General features: G+C 66.3%; 14 protein-coding genes. 12 read left to right on the top strand and 2 right to left on the bottom strand.

All coding sequences use genetic code 11. The annotated features are described in order from the left end of the window. Nucleotides 1–147 precede the first annotated feature (147 nt). The 8 genes from ASG07_RS11600 (at nt 148) to ASG07_RS17890 (ending at nt 9019) form a co-directional block, all read left to right on the top strand. Nucleotides 148–2151 (top strand): HAD-IIB family hydrolase, encoded by a 2004-nt coding sequence (locus ASG07_RS11600; RefSeq protein WP_236694673.1) that lies wholly within the window; start codon nt 148–150, stop codon nt 2149–2151. Continuing rightward, a complete protein-coding gene (locus ASG07_RS11595; RefSeq protein ID WP_055846412.1) occupies nt 2148–3296 on the top strand; it encodes a glycosyltransferase in 1149 nt (382 codons plus the stop codon). Before ASG07_RS11600 ends, ASG07_RS11595 begins: the two co-directional genes overlap by 4 nt. A gap of 13 nt (nt 3297–3309) precedes the next feature. Beyond that, nucleotides 3310–4230, top strand: coding sequence for a galactosyltransferase-related protein (locus tag ASG07_RS11590; RefSeq protein WP_055846409.1), 921 nt, complete (start codon nt 3310–3312; stop codon nt 4228–4230). Then, nucleotides 4227–5297 (top strand): glycosyltransferase, encoded by a 1071-nt coding sequence (locus ASG07_RS11585; protein WP_055846406.1) that lies wholly within the window; start codon nt 4227–4229, stop codon nt 5295–5297. The genes ASG07_RS11590 and ASG07_RS11585 overlap by 4 nt, the downstream gene beginning before the upstream one ends. Then, nucleotides 5294–6199 carry a polysaccharide pyruvyl transferase family protein gene (locus ASG07_RS11580; RefSeq protein ID WP_055846403.1) on the top strand — a complete coding sequence of 302 codons (906 nt, stop codon included), beginning with the start codon at nt 5294–5296 and terminating at the stop codon, nt 6197–6199. The genes ASG07_RS11585 and ASG07_RS11580 overlap by 4 nt, the downstream gene beginning before the upstream one ends. Beyond that, nucleotides 6196–7107 (top strand): glycosyltransferase family 2 protein, encoded by a 912-nt coding sequence (locus ASG07_RS11575; protein ID WP_055846400.1) that lies wholly within the window; start codon nt 6196–6198, stop codon nt 7105–7107. The genes ASG07_RS11580 and ASG07_RS11575 overlap by 4 nt, the downstream gene beginning before the upstream one ends. Before the next feature lie 218 nt (nt 7108–7325). Continuing rightward, complete coding sequence (locus tag ASG07_RS11570) at nt 7326–8015, top strand: hypothetical protein (protein WP_055846397.1); 690 nt, start codon at nt 7326–7328, stop codon at nt 8013–8015. 368 nt (nt 8016–8383) lie between these two features. Next, complete coding sequence (locus ASG07_RS17890; protein ID WP_236694652.1) at nt 8384–9019, top strand: PEPxxWA-CTERM sorting domain-containing protein; 636 nt, start codon at nt 8384–8386, stop codon at nt 9017–9019. Nucleotides 9020–9086: 67 nt separating this feature from the next. Here the strand turns inward: ASG07_RS17890 and ASG07_RS11560 are convergent, their stop codons facing one another. Further along, on the bottom strand, nt 9087–10262 hold the full coding sequence (locus tag ASG07_RS11560; RefSeq protein ID WP_055847034.1) for an alpha-hydroxy acid oxidase: 1176 nt from the start codon (nt 10260–10262) through the stop codon (nt 9087–9089). A 135-nt stretch (nt 10263–10397) separates the two neighbouring features. Between ASG07_RS11560 and ASG07_RS11555 the strand changes: the two genes are divergently transcribed. From ASG07_RS11555 to ASG07_RS11545, 3 genes are read left to right on the top strand one after another with little or no spacing between them, the layout of a single operon-like run. Beyond that, on the top strand, nt 10398–12131 hold the full coding sequence (locus tag ASG07_RS11555; RefSeq protein ID WP_082474758.1) for a tryptophan-rich sensory protein: 1734 nt from the start codon (nt 10398–10400) through the stop codon (nt 12129–12131). Further along, on the top strand, nt 12128–12487 hold the full coding sequence (locus tag ASG07_RS11550) for a thiol-disulfide oxidoreductase DCC family protein (RefSeq protein WP_055846389.1): 360 nt from the start codon (nt 12128–12130) through the stop codon (nt 12485–12487). The genes ASG07_RS11555 and ASG07_RS11550 overlap by 4 nt, the downstream gene beginning before the upstream one ends. Further along, nucleotides 12484–12978 (top strand): DUF427 domain-containing protein, encoded by a 495-nt coding sequence (locus ASG07_RS11545; protein WP_055846386.1) that lies wholly within the window; start codon nt 12484–12486, stop codon nt 12976–12978. The genes ASG07_RS11550 and ASG07_RS11545 overlap by 4 nt, the downstream gene beginning before the upstream one ends. A 146-nt stretch (nt 12979–13124) precedes the next feature. On the opposite strand, the gene ASG07_RS11540 is transcribed toward ASG07_RS11545, so the two are convergent. After that, complete coding sequence (locus ASG07_RS11540) at nt 13125–15920, bottom strand: TonB-dependent receptor (RefSeq protein ID WP_082474757.1); 2796 nt, start codon at nt 15918–15920, stop codon at nt 13125–13127. 232 nt (nt 15921–16152) lie between these two features. Here ASG07_RS11540 and ASG07_RS11535 point away from each other — a divergent pair, with 232 nt between their 5' ends. Beyond that, nucleotides 16153–17055 (top strand): glycoside hydrolase, encoded by a 903-nt coding sequence (locus tag ASG07_RS11535; RefSeq protein WP_236694651.1) that lies wholly within the window; start codon nt 16153–16155, stop codon nt 17053–17055. Nucleotides 17056–17148: the final 93 nt, after the last annotated feature.

The raw sequence follows: 17148 nt of genomic DNA, 5'->3' as shown, positions 1-17148 counted from the left end.
CGCTGCCGATCGCTTGGAAAGGCAGCCGGGACTGATAGCCGGACAAAATCACATAGATTAAAAAACGTGCGAAATCAGCGGAAACATGCCCGATCCGGATCGTTACGGCTCGCTAACGGTCACGGGGGCAGCTTGTTCATATTGCACATGGCGCTGGGCGGATGTCTGAAGGCACCGCCGCTGGATTTCGGCATTACCGCCGATTCCGGAGGGCACCTGGCCTATGTAATGGAAGCCGCACAGGCCCAGGCCGAAATTTCAGAATCGTCGCACGTGACCATCGTCACCCGCCGGTTCGCCGAGGCGCATCTGCCGGCGAACCACGATCTCGATCGGGAGCAGGTCGGCGACCGCGTGGTGATCCACCGGATCGCGACATCCAGCAGCCGCTACCTCGAAAAGGAAGCACTCGCGGCGGAAATACCGGATTTCACCCGCACCTTCTGCCGTTATCTGGCATCGCTCGCGACGCTGCCCGATGTCATCCACGCGCACTTCGCCGACGCAGTGCAGGTTGCGATCGAGGCCCGGCGCCGGTTCGGCATCCCCTTCGTCTACACCCCGCATGCGCTGGGCATCGACAAGCGGGATCAGGGGCTCGATGACGGCGCACTCGATGCGCGGATCGTCGCGGAGTGCGCGGCCATTGCGGAGGCGGACGCGTTGATCGTCTCGACCCGCGACGAAGCGGACCGGCAGGTGCGGGCATATGGTGTCGAGGCGAGCGACCGCATCCACTGCATCGCGCCCGGCGTGCCGCAGCGTCGGTGTGATCTCACCGCACGCAGCCTCGTCGATCGCCTCGGCGAGGTACTGGATCGGCCGGACCTGCCGATCGTTCTGGCGATCGCCCGCCCCGTCGCCAAGAAGAACCTGGCGGGGCTGGTGCGTGCGTTTGCCGCGCATCCCCGTTTGTACGAACACGCCAATCTGGTGATCCTGGCCGGACAGGACGACGGCCGGTCTTCTCCGGAAGAAGACGCCGTGCGCCGGGAATTGCGCGACCTGTGCGATACGCCGTCGCTGCGCCGGCGCGTCGCGTTGCCCCCGCATCATGACGCGGGCGATGTCGCCGCGCTGTACCGGCGCGCGGCGCTCGGTGGCGTGTTCGTGAATCCCGCTCTGCACGAACCGTTCGGGTTGACCCTGATCGAGGCGGCGGAGGCAGGCGTGCCCGTCGTGGCGACGCGGCACGGCGGCCCCACCGAAATCGTTGCGGCGATCGGCCACGGCATCCTGATCGATCCGCGCGACCCGTCGGCCATCGCGGACGCATGCAGCGCGGTGATCGAAGATGCCGCGCTCCACGCCCGGTTCCAGGCCGCGGCCCGCGCGCACCACGGCCAGTACGACTGGACCCGCTATGCGAGGCGCTCCATCGCCGTTTATGCGGGATTGGACAGGGGGATGCGCCGTCGACCGGCACTGCTCGCATGCGATATCGATCACACGCTGACCGGCTGTATCCGCGGGGCCGAGGCATTCTTGCGGTGGCGTCGCTCCGGGAACATGCCCTTCGTCGTTGCGACCGGTCGCTCCTTCGCCGATGCCCGCCGGGTGCTGGTCCAGTGGCGACTTCCGGAGCCGGACGCGTTCATCACCGATGTCGGCACCCGGATCATGCGCCGCGATGCGAGCGGTGACTGGGGGGCCTGCGCGGATTTTGCCGCCACGCTGGACATCGGCTGGGATCTGGCCGCCGTTCGTGCGGCGCTCGCGCCGCTCGACGTCGTATCGCAACCCGACGCTACCGCCGGGCTGCACAAGCTTAGCTTCTTCGGCACGGCCCGGGATGCCGAGGCGATCCGCGATACGTTGCGCATCGCAGGTCTGTCCGCGCATGTGATCTTTTCGCACGGGCGACTGATCGACGTTCTGGCTCCCGGCGGCGGCAAGGCGGCGGCGATCGATGCCTATGCGCGCAGCATCGGGCTGACGCTGGCCGATTGCGTCGCGGCCGGCGACAGCGGCAACGATCTGGACATGCTCGAACGGTGCGGCGCGGCGATCGTGGTCGGCAATGCCGGTTCCGAACTCGCGGCGCTGACGCCCCGGCCCGGCCTCTATCGTGCCGGGCGACACCATGCGGCGGGCGTGCTGGAGGGGCTGGAACGGCTGGGGATCACGACCGACACGAAGATCGCGGCATGACGCGCCCCTTCGGCTATTTCGTGCATCATCAGGGGCGTGGTCACGCGGAACGCTGCGCCGCGATCGCCCATGCGCTGCCGGTCGATCGGCCGCTGACGATCTTCTCCGCGCGGGACGACATTTTCCCGACGCTGCCGGCCCGCGCCACCGTCGTGCGCATTCCATCGTTGTTCGAGCCGTCCGGGAATGAAGCCACGACGGCGGACTGGGTGCCGACACCCTCCACGCTCCACTGCGCGCCCCTGGGTTGGCCCGGCATTCGGATGGCGATGGCAACGATGACGCGGTGGTTCGCGGACGCGGACCCGGCCCTGATGATCTGCGACGTTTCGGCGGAGGTCGCACAGCTCGCCCGCATCTGCAGCGTTCCGCACGTCAAAATCCTGCAACATGGCGATCGGAGCGATGCCGGCCACCGGGCCGCCTATGACGGCGCGGCGGGACTGCTCGCCCCCTTTCACGCCGATCTGGCGCAGCCCGAATGGGACGGCGCGATGCTGTCGCGGACCTGTTTCGCGGGTGGTCTGGGGGTCGACACCCGCATCCCGGAACGGGAGCTTGCGCGCCAACGGATCGGCGTCGCGGCGGATGAGGAGATGATCCTGGTCATGGCCGGCGGTGGCGGCAGCGGCTTCGCGCAGGCACCGCTCGGCGTCGGTGCGCGCAGCCGTCCCGCCGCGCGCTGGATCACGATCGGACCGGTCGTGCGCGACTGGCACGCGACCGAGCCCGCCAACATCGAACATCGCGGCTGGGTGGACGATGCCGCCGACTATGTCGCGGCCGCGGATCTGGTGATCGCCTCCACCGGCAACACGACCTGCCAGCAGATCCTCGCCGCGGCACGCCCCTGGCTGGCGGTGCCGGAGTGGCGGTATTTCGACGAGCAGCATCGCAAAGCACAGGCTTTGGCCGCGGCGGGCGTCGCCTGCGTTCGGCCGCATCTGCCGTCGTCCGCCGACGCCTGGATGCAGGCGATCGGCGAGGCCCTCGCGATGCACCGGCCCGCTCGCCAGCGGGCGATGATCGCCGATGCGCCCGCCACCGAGGCCGCGTTATGGCTGGAAGAGCTGGCGGCGCGACTATGGCCGCCGATACCCGTCGCCGCCGATCCGGTTGCGACCGATCCGTTTCCATCGATCTGACCGGAGCCTGCCCATGACAATTTCCGTCGTTACGCTGGCCGGCGGCCGGCCCGATCACCTTCGCAATCTGGTCATCGGCCTGACCCGCCAGACCCTTTTGCCGGTCGAACTGATCGTCGCGGTGATGCAGGACACCGTCTATGATCTGCCGGCGGCACCGTTCCCGGTGCGCCAGTTGATGATCGCCGGCGCGGACCTGCCGCTCGCGATGGCGCGCAACGCCGCCGCGCGTGACGCGACCGGCGATCAGCTCGTCTTTCTGGACATGGATTGCATTCCGGCCCCGTCACTGATCGCCGATTATGCGCGCCGCCTGCAGGAACTCGACGGGCTATTGATGGGCGAAGTCCTGTACCTGCCCGGCGGCGCCAACACCGGCGACTGGCGCAGCGAGGATTTCGACGCCGTCGCCGTCCGTCATTCGGACCGGCGCGGCCCGCCCGCCGATGGTATCGAACTTTGTAACGACTATCGCTGCTTCTGGTCGCTCAACTTCGCGATGACCCGCGCCACCTTCGCCGCCGTGGGCGGCTTCCACGAAGGGTATCGCGGATATGGGGGAGAGGATACCGATTTCGGCAAGGTCCTTGACACGGCCGGCGTGCCGATCGCGTGGATCAAGGGCGGACTGGCGCATCACCAATATCACCCGCACCATATGCCACCGGTGCATCACCTCGACAGCGTCGTCCGCAACGCCGAGCTGTTCGAGGCGCGCTGGGGCTACCGGACGATGGGGCATTGGCTGTACGCCTTTCGCCTGATGGGCCTGATCGACGATACTGAGGGTCTTCCCATCCGGATCCTGCGCCGGCCCGATGCCGGGGACTTCGCGCTGACGGGGCAGCAGAGCCATCAACCCTATGCCAACACCGCCAGCGTCATTCGCGTGCTGGAGGCGCGACCGGCGTCGTCGGAGCGTGTCGCCGCGTGAGGATCGCGCTGCTCGCCCATGTCCGCCAGCGTATCGCGCAACCGTTCATGGGCGGCATGGAGTCGCACAGCTGGTATCTCGCCGACGGCCTCATGGCCCGCGGACACGAGGTCGTGCTGTTCGCGTCGGGCGACAGCGATCGGCGCTTCACGCTCGATCCGGTCCTCGACGAACATTACGAGCGCACCTTTCCGTGGGCGGAGCATCGCGGGTCGGCACCGCTGATCGCGCATGTCGACGCCGGCTACGCCGCCGCGTGCGACCGGATCGCGCGCGGCGGCTTCGACGTCGTTCACAACAACAGCCTGCATCGTTTTCCGATCGAGCCGGCCCGCACCGCACGCGTTCCGACCGTCACCTCGCTGCACGTCCCGCCCTATGACGCGCTGCACTGGTTCGTGAAGGCCAGCCCGACGTCGACACACCGGCTGACCGTGACGTCGCACACCCAGTTGCGGGCCTGGTTTCCGGACGGTGCGCCGCCGCAGGTGTCGGTGCTGCATAACGGGATCGATCCCGCGGCATGGCCCTTTGGCGACGGTGGCGGCGGCGCGATCTGGTGCGGCCGGATCACCCCGAACAAGGGCACGCACCTTGCCGCGAAGGCGGCGTTGCGCGCCGGCGTGCCGCTCCTGCTGTTCGGTTCGATCGAGGATCGCGATTACTGGGCCGCGGAAGTCGAGCCGCTGCTCGGGCCGACGATCGTCTATGGCGGTCACCTGCAGGGGGAGGCACTGGCCGCCGAACTCGGTCGGGCGGCGGTGTTCCTCTTCACGCCGTGCTGGGACGAGCCCTTCGGTCTCGTGGCGATCGAGGCGATGGCCTGCGGCCTGCCCGTCGCCGCGTTCGATCGCGGCGCAGCGCGGGAGGTCGTGGGCGACGCCGGCCGTTTCGCGCCTCCGGACGAATGGGAAGCGCTAGCCGACGTCATCGCCGACGCCGTGGCGATACCGCGAACCGTGCCACGGAACCGGATGGAGCGGCTGTTCACCCGCGACCGGTGGCTCGACCGTTGCGAAGATCTCTACCGGGAGGTCGGTTCCACCCGCACCGCCTCCGCGGCATGAGCGGAACCGACGTCGTCGCGACGCAGCAGGCTGCCCTGCTGGCCCTGTATCGCCGTCATGTGGGGCTCGGCGATCGCTATGCGCTGATCGACTTTCCGGATCATGCCAACGTCGGTGACAGTGCGATCTGGCTCGGCGAGATGCGGATGCTGCGCACGGTCACCGGCCGCGATCCGGATTACGTCGCGACCTGGGACGGATTCGATCCGGACGCGTTCCGGGCGGCCAGCCCCGCGGGGGTGCTGTTCCTGCATGGCGGTGGCAATCTCGGCGACATCTGGCCCCATCACCAGCGCTTCCGCGAACGCGTGCTGCGCGATGTCCGCGACCGGAGCATCGTGCAACTTCCGCAGTCGATCCACTTTCGGGCCCCGGACGGGGTTGCGGCCTTCGCAGAGGTCGTTGCCGCGCACCCCGACTTCCACCTCTATGTTCGTGATCGACCGAGCCTGACTATCGCCCAGGGTCACTGGCGCTGCCCGACCGATCTCGCGCCGGACAGCGCCTTCGCGCTAGGGCCACAGTCGCGGATGGAGGCGGACTGCGACGTGCTGATGCTGATGCGGACGGACGATGAACGGGTGACGCACGACCCTGCGACTGTTGGCGACTGCGACGATCGGGTGGTCGTCGACTGGCTCGACGACGGAGTGCTGCCGCTTGCCCGAGCGGGAGAAACGCGCTCCGACCATTACCGCGCCATGGCTATCGCCAGGGTCGAGCGCGGTCTGGCGACCCTGTCGAGGGGGCGTCGTATCGTGACCGATCGCCTGCACGCTCACATTCTCGCGATCCTGCTCGATATCCCGCACGTCGCGCTCGACAACGAATACGGGAAACTGTCCGCCTATATCGACGCGTGGACCGCGGAAGCGCCGCAGTTGATGCGCGGAGTGCGATGATCCGCGTCAGCCTGCTCGTCTGTACGCGGGATCGCGGCGCATCGCTGGACCGCACGCTGGCTTCGATCACGCGGGCGGCGGCCGGGTTCAATGTCCTCGAAGTGATCGTCGTCGACAACGGATCGTCCGACGACACGCCCCTGCGACTGGCGACGTGGCGATCCCGGCAGGCTTTTCCGGTGACGGTCGTCGACGAACCTCAAGCCGGACTGGCACGCGCCCGCAATGCCGGATTGTCGCGCGCGCGCGGAGACATCGTCGCGATGACGGACGACGACTGCGTGCTCGACGCAGGGTACTTCGCGATGCTGGTCGCGCGTTTCGCCTTGAACCCGGCGCCGGTCGTTATCGGCGGCCGTATCCTGCTCGGCGATCCGGACGACCTCCCCGTGACGATCAAGCTGGAGGATCACGTCATGGATGCCCCGCACGACAGCTTTCCGCATGGCTTCGTGATGGGTGCGAACCTCGCCTTCACGCGTGACGTCGTGGATCGCATCGGCCGTTTCGACGAGCGCTTCGGCGCAGGTGCACGCTTCCGGGCCGCGGAGGACACGGACTTCGTCCTGCGCGCCTTGGACTGTCAGATACCGGTGCGCTACGATCCCTATATCGTGGTCTCGCATCATCATGGGCGACGATCTGCCGACACGCTCCGCCGGTTGCTGGCCGGTTATGCGTTCGGTGACGGCGCCCTCTATGCCAAGCATCTGTTTGGAGGTTCCCGCATCGCCAGAGCGATATGGCGCGACGTTTGCGACGCGATCGCGGAATGCGGCGGCGGCGAAAGGCCATTCGCGTCCATCCGCTTCTTCCATGCCTTCCGCCTCGGGGGGGTGGTCAAAGGTTTCGCGAAGTTCGCGTTGACGGCTCGCCTCAAAAACCAGTCCGGCTGGCGCGGCAGGTAAATATATCGGGATAGATTGTCATTCTATTACAGCATCATAACTGATAATCGACGCGTTTCCCCTGTCTGTCGACTATCGGGCAGGATGGGTATGGCTGGTGAAAGCCGGCGGCTTCGCTAAAGCGGGTTGCGATCAAATCGCTGGATTGGTCTTCTATTCGAGGGGCTTGGCCAAGCGTCCTTGGTGCTGATCCACCAGCAGGCGCAAAGGACTTTCCCGTGCACGGACTCAACACCAGTTTCGCCACCGATCCCGCGAGCTTTCTCGCCGCCCGCCCGGTGAATGTGTCCGCCATCCTGCCGCGCACGATCGCGGCTGGCGGCGCCGTCTCGACCTCGCCGATGATCGACACCATCAAATATGGCGCGTTCGACCTCAGCGCGGACGGCGGTCAGGCGTGGTTGCGGGAGGCGTCGCTCACCGCCGCGACCGGTGGCGATCAGGCGCTCGTCGCCTATTGGTGCCCGTTCGCCCAATCCAACGGGAAAGCCGGCTTCGTCGATATCCCGAAGACCAAGCCGACGACGGATTACGTCTTCACCGCGGCGATGAACGGTTGCTCGCTGATCGTGACGGCGTCCGACAAGCCCGACTGCTTCCGCCTGCACCATCATCAGCATCCCAGCGGCGTGTCGCGCGCGATCGTCAACGCCGCGAGCGGGATCACGGAACGCGCGATCGTCTTCGAATTCGCGGAGGTGGATTATAACACCCCGGCCACCGCCGGGACCTTCTTCCAGACGTTCAACTTCCTCCGGTTCGAGGCGGGGAAGTGGAAACTCTATTCGCAATATACCAAGCTGACGCTGGCAGCCGGCGGCACCACAAAGGTGCGTACCGTCATCTCCACGGCGTTGCTCGACCCCGCGCATCCGCTGATCGTGCGTGACGTGCCGATGCCCGGCTGACCCATCTTCGGAATGACGGATACCGCCAAAGCCTGAGGATCTGTGCGGGAGCCGTCGCTCGGCGGCTCCTGCATCCGCACTGATGCGTCGCCTTCGCCACGAACGTCGATCGCCCTCCAAACCGCTGCCCGTCGCGGCCGCTGCCGACGGCCCCGCTCCGGTCTGGCGACATCGCGCCCGCGTGCCGGCCCGCGCTCCCTTCGCCGCGGCCGCCGAACGGATTGACAAGCCACTGAATTAGAACGAGCTTTGTCCCAGATTTCACGGCTGCGGATTTGCGGGCGACCGCCGCGTGGCACGATGAAGACTCGGCGGAGAGGATGGTTGTTGGCGTGATGTCACCCGTTCTCCGGACGAGAGGAACAATGATGATCGAAAAGATTTCGCTGGCCGTTGCGACCGCCCTTCTGACGACATCGGCGCAGGCGGAAACCATCGACTTCGAGGCTGAGGCCGGGGGCTATTATTACTTCCCCTACAGCTTCGTCGAAGATGGCTTCCGGGTCCGCTACGAACCGATCAGTCCGTTCGGTTTCACCCTGATCGACGATCCGGCGGACAATCTCGGCCAGTGCAATCCCCGGTGCGCGTCCAACGGAACGATCGCCCTCTACGCGTTCAACGAGAGCAGCGTGACGTTCGATCTGGAGAATGGCGGCCTGTTCTCGTTGACCTCCCTCGACGCCGCGCAGACGCTGACGGGCAACGACCGGCCCCTGACCCTGACGTTGACCGGATCGGGAACCGGTGGCGTCGTGACCACCACGATCGTCGTCGGTGCGCAGGAGGCGGAGAGTTTCACGAACTTCACGTTCGCGGACTTCACGAACCTGTCGTCTCTGACGATCACGGGCGGACCGGAGTTTCCGGAGTTCGCGATCGACAACGTCGTCTTGTCGGCGACGGCGGTTCCGGAACCAGCGTCCTGGGCGATGCTGATCGCCGGGTTCGGCGCTGTCGGCGGCGTGGTCCGCCGTCGGCGGGCGACGGTCCGCCTCGCCTGACGAAGGAGCCCGGCCGGCGGCGGCGGCCGGGCTGCGTATCGCCGCGGCGTTCGCTCGCGCGGGGCGATTACCCTGCACGATCCGACCGTCCTGGCCGATGGCGGACGTGGCGGCGCGACACGGCTGCGACATCGTTGATCCCCGCCAGCGTCAGCGTGCGCTCGAACTCCTCGCGGAGCAGCGTCAGGAGACGATCGACGCCCGCTTCGCCACCCGCCGCCAGCCCATAGAGATACGGCCTTCCGATCGAGCAGGCGGTCGCCCCCAGCGCCAGCGCCTTAACCACGTCCGACCCGCGCCGGATGCCGCCGTCGCAGATCACATCCGGGCCATCGCCGACCGCGTTCCGCACCGCCTCGATCTGATCGACGGGGGCGGGGGCGCCGTCCAGCTGTCGCCCGCCATGGTTGGAGATCATGACCCCGGTCGCACCCGACCCGATCGATCGGCGGGCGTCCTCCGGGGTCATTACGCCCTTGATCGCGAGTGGCCCGTTCCATTCGCGGGCGAGCCATTCGACATCGCGCCAGCCGACCGAACGGTCGAACTGGCCGCCGATATAGTCGAACAGGCTCATCGGCCCGGATGCCAGCGCATCGACCTTGTGGCTGACATTGGCGAGATCGAACTTCGATCCCGTTAGCGCGGGCAGGGACCACGAAGGATGAAGCGCGAAGCTGAGCAGCGACCGGAGCGTCAGCTTCGGCGGCAGCGAGAGGCCGCTGACCCGGTCGCGCTCCCGGTTGCCCGCGACCGGCGTGTCGACCGTCAGGGCGAGGCCGTGAAAGCCGGCTTCCCGGCACCGCGCCACGAATTCGGCGGTCAGGCCGCGATCCTTGAAGATGTAGATCTGGAAGACCTTCGGTCCGGCGAACGCCTGCGCGAGATCCTCCAGCCGCGTCGTGCCCATGGTCGACAGGCTGTAGAGAAGCCCGTGTCGCGCCGCCGCGCGGGCCACGGCGAGTTCGGCCTCGCCATGGAACATCCGCGTCAGGCCGGTCGGCGACAGCATCAGCGGCCAGCGCGACGATTGCCCGAAGATCCGGGTTTCCGTCCGGATGTCCGACACGTCGTTGAGGACGTCGGGGACCAGCTCATAGTCGGCGAACGCGGCGGTATTCCGGCGCAGCGACACTTCGTCGTCCGCCCCGCCGTCGATATAGTCGAAGATCGGCCGCGGCAGCGTGCTGCGCGCCATCAGACGCAGGTCGGCCACGTTGTTCGCACGTTCTAGTCGCGTCATCATGCCTGTGTACCGGCAAGCCCGAAGCCCGTCGACGTTCCTCGATCGGGCGGGATCGCGACGGAGACGTCATCGACAGCCGGCCGGCGACCTTCCGCCCCATCAATCGTTGGACGACGCGAGGAGAGTGTTTCCATGTCCCGTCATATCCTGATTACCGGGGCCAGCGTCGCCGGCAATACCGCCGCGTGGTGGCTCGGCCGCGCCGGCTTCGCCGTGACCGTCGTGGAGCGTGCGCCCGCCTTTCGTGACGGCGGCCAGAATATCGACGTGCGCGGAGCGGGGCGCGAGGTGCTGCGGCGCATGGGTCTGGAACAGGCGGCGCTGGATCAGGGTACCGGCGAGGAAGGAACGGCGTGGGTCGATGAGGCCGGGCGGGTCGCCGCCCAGTTCCTGACCGCCGACCAGACGACCGACGGACCGACGGCCGAGATGGAGATCCTGCGCGGCGATCTCGCCCGCCTTCTCTACGAACCCGCCGCGCAGCGCGTGACCTATCGGTTCGGGGACAGCGTCGCGACGATCGTCGACGATGGCGATGCCGCGAATGTCACGTTCGCGAGCGGGACGACCGGACGCTATGATGCGGTCATCGTCGCCGAGGGCGTCGGCTCCGCCACCCGCGCGCTGGTCTTCCCGGAAGAGAACGCGCCACGCTGGATGGACCTGACGATCGCTTACTTCACGATCCCGCGAACCGCGGACGACGACCGGCTGTGGCGCTGGTACAATGCCCCGGACGGACGCAGCGTATCGTTGCGGCCCGATCGTCACGGCACGACGCGCGCCATGCTGTCCGTGCAGCAGCCGCCCGGCGGCGAGCAGGACTGGGACGTGGATCGGCAGAAGGCTTGGCTGCGCGAGCGGTTCGCCGACGCCGGCTGGCAGTCTGCGCGCGTGCTGGACGGGATGGACGATACCGACGACTTCTATTTCGACGTGCTGCGACAGGTGCGGATGCCGCGCTGGTCGAAGGGCAGGGTGGTGCTGACCGGCGACGCGGCGTGGTGCGCGACGCCGATCGCCGGCCTCGGCACGACGCTCGCGGTCACGGGTGCCTATGTGCTCGCGGCCGAACTGGCGCGCACGGACGATAGCGCGACCGCCTTCGCAGCCTATGAGGAGGCGATGCGCCCGATGGTCGAGGATGCGCAGGGCGTGCCGAAGATCGCGCCCCGGCTGATGAACCCGCACAGCCGGCTGGGCATCCGCCTGCTCCACGGCGCACTCGGCATCGCGAGCCGGCCCGCCGTTCGCAAGATTACGGGCACGCTGTTCGGCGGCGGCGGGAAAGAACCCGACCTGTCGCGCTACGACGGCACCGTTGGAAACACGGCGGCCGGATTGCGGGAGGAGGCACCGAAGCCGGGCGGGCTGTCGCCGCTACTGGCGCTGGGCGCGGTCGCGGCGGTGCTGGGCGCAAGCGCGATCGTCGGGCGGCGCAACGCCCCCGATCCGTCGCATCCCGCCATCCGCCGCTGGTATCGCCGGCTCGAAAAACCAGGGTTCACCCCGCCCGATGCGGCGTTCGGCGCGGTCTGGCCGGTGCTGGAAACCGGCCTCGCCGTCGGTGGCTACCGCCTGCTGCGTCGGCCACCGGGGGCGGCGCGCAACACCGCGGTCGGATTGTGGCTGCTCAACTCGGCGATGGTCGGCGGCTGGACGCAGTTGTTCTTCCGGGAGCGGAAACTCGGTGCGAGCGCGGCGGCATCGGCGGCGATGGTCGTATCGGGCAGCGCCTATGTCGCGGCGGCTGCGCGCGTCGACAGACCGGCGGCGGCGGTCGGTGTGCCGTTCGCCGCGTGGCTCGGCTTCGCGACCCTGCTCGCGGAACGCATCCGGCGCGACAATCCGGCCGGGGGGCGATGAGCCGCGTCACGGTCTGGCATGACGGGAATTGCCCGCTGTGCCGGCGCGAAATCTCGCTGATGCGGCGGCTGGACCGCCGTGGCCGGATCGACTTCGTGGATGCGACCGGCCCCGTCGACTGTCCGGTCGATCGTGCCGCATTGCTGGCGCGTTTCCACGCGATGGAAGACGGCCGGATGCTGTCCGGCGCGGCGGCCTTCGCCGCGATGTGGCGCGCGATCCCGCTGCTGAGGCCGATCGGCCTGCTGGCCCGGTATCGTCCCGTATTGACCCTGCTGGAACGCGCCTATCTCCGCTTCCTTACGATGCGGCCAACCCTGCAACGATGGCTCGCCCGACGGGAGAGACACGCATGAAGCCACGGCCCGATACCCCCGCGCCCGGTCAGGAAAGCGTCTGGGACTATCCCCGGCCCCCGATCGCCGAACGGAGCGATCGTCGCATCCGGATCGTGCATGCCGGGATCGTGGTCGCCGACACCGGCGCGGCGGTGCGGACGATCGAAACCAGCCATCCACCCGGTTGGTACATTCCGCCGGACGCGATCGCACCCGGACTGTTGCGCCCGTCGACCCGCCACTCGTTCTGCGAATGGAAGGGCGAGGCGCGCTACTGGCATCTGGAGGTCAGTGGACAGATTTTGCGCGACGTCGGGTGGAGCTATCCCGATCCCACGCCCGCATTCGCGATCCTGCGCGACCACATCGCCTTCTATGCCGCACCCTTCGACCTGTGCTCCGTCGATGGCGAGCCGGTCCGTCCGCAGCCCGGCGGTTTCTATGGCGGCTGGATCACCTCTGACCTCGCCGGCCCGTTCAAGGGCGTAGCGGGCAGCATGGGATGGTGAATGCGTGGTCCGAGCGAGTTCGACGGTGATCCCCACGAACGTGGCGGCGGGCGATTACGAAAACCGCTGTCAGTAATTTCGTGCCGGTCCGGCCGGCAGGCGGGATGTAGCATCGCCGCGGACGCTACATCCCGTCGCCGTGCCGCCTAGAAGCGGAACCGGGCGCTGGCCTGAACCGTCCGCGCGAGGGTGCGGACGCCGAGGGGGAGCAGATTCTGCTTGCCGAAATACCGGTAGACGTCGTTGCCCAGCAGGTTGGTCCCCTCGACCGACAGCGTCATGAACTTGACCGGCGTGTAGTTGACGGCGGCGTCCAGGCGATAGGTATCGTCATTGAAGAAGGAGTATTCCGGGTTGGCCTCCCAGATGAAGAAGCGGAAGGCCGATCGGTAGTTGAACGCCACGCGCGTGCTGAACGTGGGGGTGTCATAGAACAAGGCGGCGTTGGCGGTCCACTTGGACGTGTTGACGGAGTCGTAAGCGCCGGGGAAGGTCTCCGGGAACGGATATTCGACCCGCGCCTTCAGGATGTAGCTGGCGTTGAGGCTGACGCCGAAATTGCGCCAGAACCCGGGCAGTATGTCGAAAAACGTCTGCGCGGTCGCTTCCAGGCCGGCAAATGTACCATCACCGGCATTGCGTTGCTGCTCGATGAAACCACTTTGCCCGGGCAGTCCATATTCGGCGAGATCGCCTGCCTCCTCGCGACTGTAAAACAGGAATCCCGTCGCCTTCTTGTAGTAGCCGGCAAACGACAACTGTCCGCCACGTCCGAAGTAATATTCTGCGCTGGCATCGAACGCCTGATCGCGCTGCGCTTTCAGCTTGGGGTTGCCCGCGTAGATGACCGGCGGCACGGCCCGTGTATCAGCGAAGTAGAACGGACGCAGATCGTAGAAGCTCGGACGCTGGACGTTCGTCGTGTACGATAGGCGGAGCTGCGTCTTCGGCGTGAAATGGATCGTGGCGGTCGCGTTCGGCAGGACGTCGACATAATTTCCCCGTGCCGGCGTGTATTGGACGATATCCTGACCACCAGTGGCCTCATTGCCGGGGCGGAAATTATAGCTGTTCGATCCCCCCCATGTGTTGGTGTATCGCACGCCGATCAGGCCATCGACAGGGATGGGGAGGTCGAAGGCATAGCCAATCTGGGCATAATAGGAGAGGCGGTTTTCCCGCCCGGTGTAGGTTTGCCCGCGATCTGACGGGATCTCTTCTGTCGCAAAGCGTTCTGCGCTGCCGGGATCATTGGCCTGAATGTAGTTGCGGATGGCCGGGCGGTTCGCGAACACCACCTTGCCCGGTATGCGATACCAGCTCTGCGCTCCCGGCAGGTCGGGGCCGACCAGCTCCGCCTGATCGCCACCTGGAAATTGCGACAGCGGCGTGAACTGGCCGCCGCTCCTGGGAAACCCGTCGCGATAGCCATAGAAATTGCTCGGATCGCGCCGGTTGAAGCGAACGCCCGTCTGTATCGTCCGAAGCAGCCCTGATTCGCTCGCGACGATCGTCAGGTCGGTTTGCGTCGCGAACTCACGGTTTTTCGATCCCCCCGCCAGATCCTGATAGCGCTCTACGCCATAGCTGCTCACGGCGCCCAGGTTCGCGCCGGGAAAGGTGATCGACGGTACCGGCTTTGAATAGATGTCAGATGCGAAATCGACATTGGCGGTGGTCAGGCCATAGGGCCGGGTCAGATGTTCGACCTGAACATTGCTTTCCTTGCTCCAGTTATACTGAACGCTGGTGTTCAATTGTGCACGTTCGGTCCGCCAGTGCATTTCGAAGTTGGTCGTGTAGAGATCGGATTTGAATTCGTTGTAGATCGAATCGATGCCTGCGGGCAGCGCGCTCCGCCCGGTGGCGGTCAGGGGCACAGTGACGGTCAACGACTTCGCAGTGCGCCCATCCGGCTGCAGGACGACATTGCTGTACTGCGATCCGAATTCGCGGGTCAGCAGGAACAGGCGATCGGAGGTGTTCTGCGCCCGCGATCCCAGATACCCGCCTTCGAAAACGAAATCGAGATTGTCGTTGGCACGCCATTGCAGCGACGCACTGATCGAGGGGCGGTCGACGCGGCCCTGTTCCAGCCCGTAATAGGCGCGGTACGGGATGACAGTGTTCTCCAGCCCGGCGGGCAGTCCGGCACGAGGCGTACCGGGTTCGTCGCTGCTGCCGAACGGCACATCGGGAGACTCGCTCTCGATGTAGTTCTCCTTGTATTTCGTCCGGGTCCATGACGCGTTCACCAGCAGGCCGATCTCGCCGATGCCCGTGTCGCGGCGATTCGCCACCAACAGGCTGCCATACGGACTGACGTTCTTGGCGATGTCGTCATAGCTGCCCTTGATGCTGCCCGCGACGGTCCAGCCCTTGGGCAGGTCCAGCGGACGGCGCAGTTCGACGTTCACCGTGCCCGCGATGCTGCCTTCGACTTGATCCGCCGTGCGCGTCTTGTAGACGTCGACGGACTTCAGCAACTCGGCCGGAATGTCGGAAAGATCGAGCGATCGGCCATCGCCAAGGCTCGTGTCGTTGCCATTGATCGTCGTCTGCACGCCGGACAGGCCACGGATCGCGACGCTCTGTCCCTGGCCGCGCGAACGCTCGATCTGCACGCCGGTGACGCGCGACAAGGCTTCGACGACGTTGTTGTCGGGCAACTTGCCTGCATCTTCCGATACGACCGAGTCGACGATCTGCTTGGAGTTTTTCTTCTTGTTGGCGGCAGACGCGACGGAGCCGCGGATGCCTACCACGACGATGTCGGTCTTTTGCGGGGTGTCCGACGTGCCGGTGGGATCGACGATGTCGGTGCGATCCTGTTGCGGATCACCCTCCTGTGCCGTGGAGATCGTCGTTGTCTGCGCCCATGCACCGGTCGACACCAGTGATGCTGCGGCAATTAACGGACCGAACCGGAATCTCATCAGCATGTGAACCACCCCTATGTTTATGTATATCGTATACTTGAATTAGTAGGAGCAGTTGTCAACGACCAGGATAGTCTGTGTCGTTGTAATTTTGCCACATACGGTAGAAATCATCTTTCATCACGGGGTGGCGCCGTTGGTTGCCCGCGGTGCGACGGACGAAGATTTTTTGCTCACCCTTTACTCCGCCCCGCGGCACCAGTTATACGGTATACGAATTTGAGAGGGGTATTTGATGTCGCAGATGTCTGTCGTGGCTTTGCTGCTGGCATTGGGCGCTCCGGCGGCCGAAGCGCAGCAGGCACCATCGCCATCCTATTCAAGCGTAATGATCGGAACGCCGCCGGCGGCATTGAAGCTCGACCCCTTCTACCGACGCTATATCGATGCCGGGGGTATTCCGATCGCCTCGTCGGCGGCGGTGCCGGACACCGCGCTGCTGCTGGCGCGCGACATCGCGGTGGCGATGCTCGCGGAGCGGCCGGACCTGCGCCGCGCGATGATCGCGTCCGGCTTCCGCGTCGCCATCATGGCCACGAAGGAGGGCACGGTCGACCTTCCCGAACAACGCGACTGGAAGAAGCCGGCCATCGACGATCCGCGTCTGACGATCTGCGAACGCAAGCTCTATCCTGAGCGGATCGGCAAGCTCAGCGATGCCGAATACTGGAACGCGCGCGCGCGCGGCATGGGTGGTTCGCTGACCAGCGCGGCGACGGAGAACCTGCTCGGCGTTCCGGGGACGCGCTATTACGGAGAGAATATCTTCGTTCACGAATTCTCGCACGCCATTCTGGAGGCGGCGCGAACGACCGATCCCGGCCTCTACGCACGGGTCGAGCGCGCCTATGCCTCGGCGATGGCGCGCAAGATGTGGACGGGCGAATATGCCGCGGTCACGGTCGACGAATATTGGGCGGAGGGAACGCAGACCTGGTTCAATTCGAACAAGCTGGCAGTCGTCGACGGCCGCCGCATCCTGTCGGATGCGGATCTCGCCGCCTATGACGTGGCATTGTTCAATGTCCTGAGCGAGGTCTACGGTACCAGCCACCGCGTGCCCGGCGACGCCTATTACATGCACCCCGCCCGCGTGCCCCCCGGCCCCCCGCCGACCTCCACCGCGGAGGTGTGCTGAAGCCCGGGAGTCATCGACGCAGGTCGGCATGGACCGCCGTACCTCGTTCGTCACCCCGGATCGGTCCGGGGTGACGGAGCTGCGTCGCCAGCG

Source organism: Sphingomonas sp. Leaf343, assembly GCF_001423765.1.
Taxonomy (GTDB): domain Bacteria; phylum Pseudomonadota; class Alphaproteobacteria; order Sphingomonadales; family Sphingomonadaceae; genus Sphingomonas.
Note: the sequence above shows the minus strand (reverse complement) of the source record. Positions and strands in the feature narration are given on the sequence as shown.

What these genes read in the sequence shown, in the direction of transcription:
- ASG07_RS11600 (WP_236694673.1), top strand. Translation starts at nt 148, where the DNA reads ATGGCGCTGGGCGGATGTCTGAAGGCACCGCCGCTGGATTTCGGCATT.
- ASG07_RS11595 (WP_055846412.1), top strand. Translation starts at nt 2,148, where the DNA reads ATGACGCGCCCCTTCGGCTATTTCGTGCATCATCAGGGGCGTGGTCAC.
- ASG07_RS11590 (WP_055846409.1), top strand. Translation starts at nt 3,310, where the DNA reads ATGACAATTTCCGTCGTTACGCTGGCCGGCGGCCGGCCCGATCACCTT.
- ASG07_RS11580 (WP_055846403.1), top strand. Translation starts at nt 5,294, where the DNA reads ATGAGCGGAACCGACGTCGTCGCGACGCAGCAGGCTGCCCTGCTGGCC.
- ASG07_RS11575 (WP_055846400.1), top strand. Translation starts at nt 6,196, where the DNA reads ATGATCCGCGTCAGCCTGCTCGTCTGTACGCGGGATCGCGGCGCATCG.
- ASG07_RS17890 (WP_236694652.1), top strand. Translation starts at nt 8,384, where the DNA reads ATGATCGAAAAGATTTCGCTGGCCGTTGCGACCGCCCTTCTGACGACA.
- ASG07_RS11560 (WP_055847034.1), bottom strand. Translation starts at nt 10,262, where the DNA reads ATGACGCGACTAGAACGTGCGAACAACGTGGCCGACCTGCGTCTGATG.
- ASG07_RS11555 (WP_082474758.1), top strand. Translation starts at nt 10,398, where the DNA reads ATGTCCCGTCATATCCTGATTACCGGGGCCAGCGTCGCCGGCAATACC.
- ASG07_RS11550 (WP_055846389.1), top strand. Translation starts at nt 12,128, where the DNA reads ATGAGCCGCGTCACGGTCTGGCATGACGGGAATTGCCCGCTGTGCCGG.
- ASG07_RS11545 (WP_055846386.1), top strand. Translation starts at nt 12,484, where the DNA reads ATGAAGCCACGGCCCGATACCCCCGCGCCCGGTCAGGAAAGCGTCTGG.
- ASG07_RS11540 (WP_082474757.1), bottom strand. Translation starts at nt 15,920, where the DNA reads ATGCTGATGAGATTCCGGTTCGGTCCGTTAATTGCCGCAGCATCACTG.
- ASG07_RS11535 (WP_236694651.1), top strand. Translation starts at nt 16,153, where the DNA reads ATGTCGCAGATGTCTGTCGTGGCTTTGCTGCTGGCATTGGGCGCTCCG.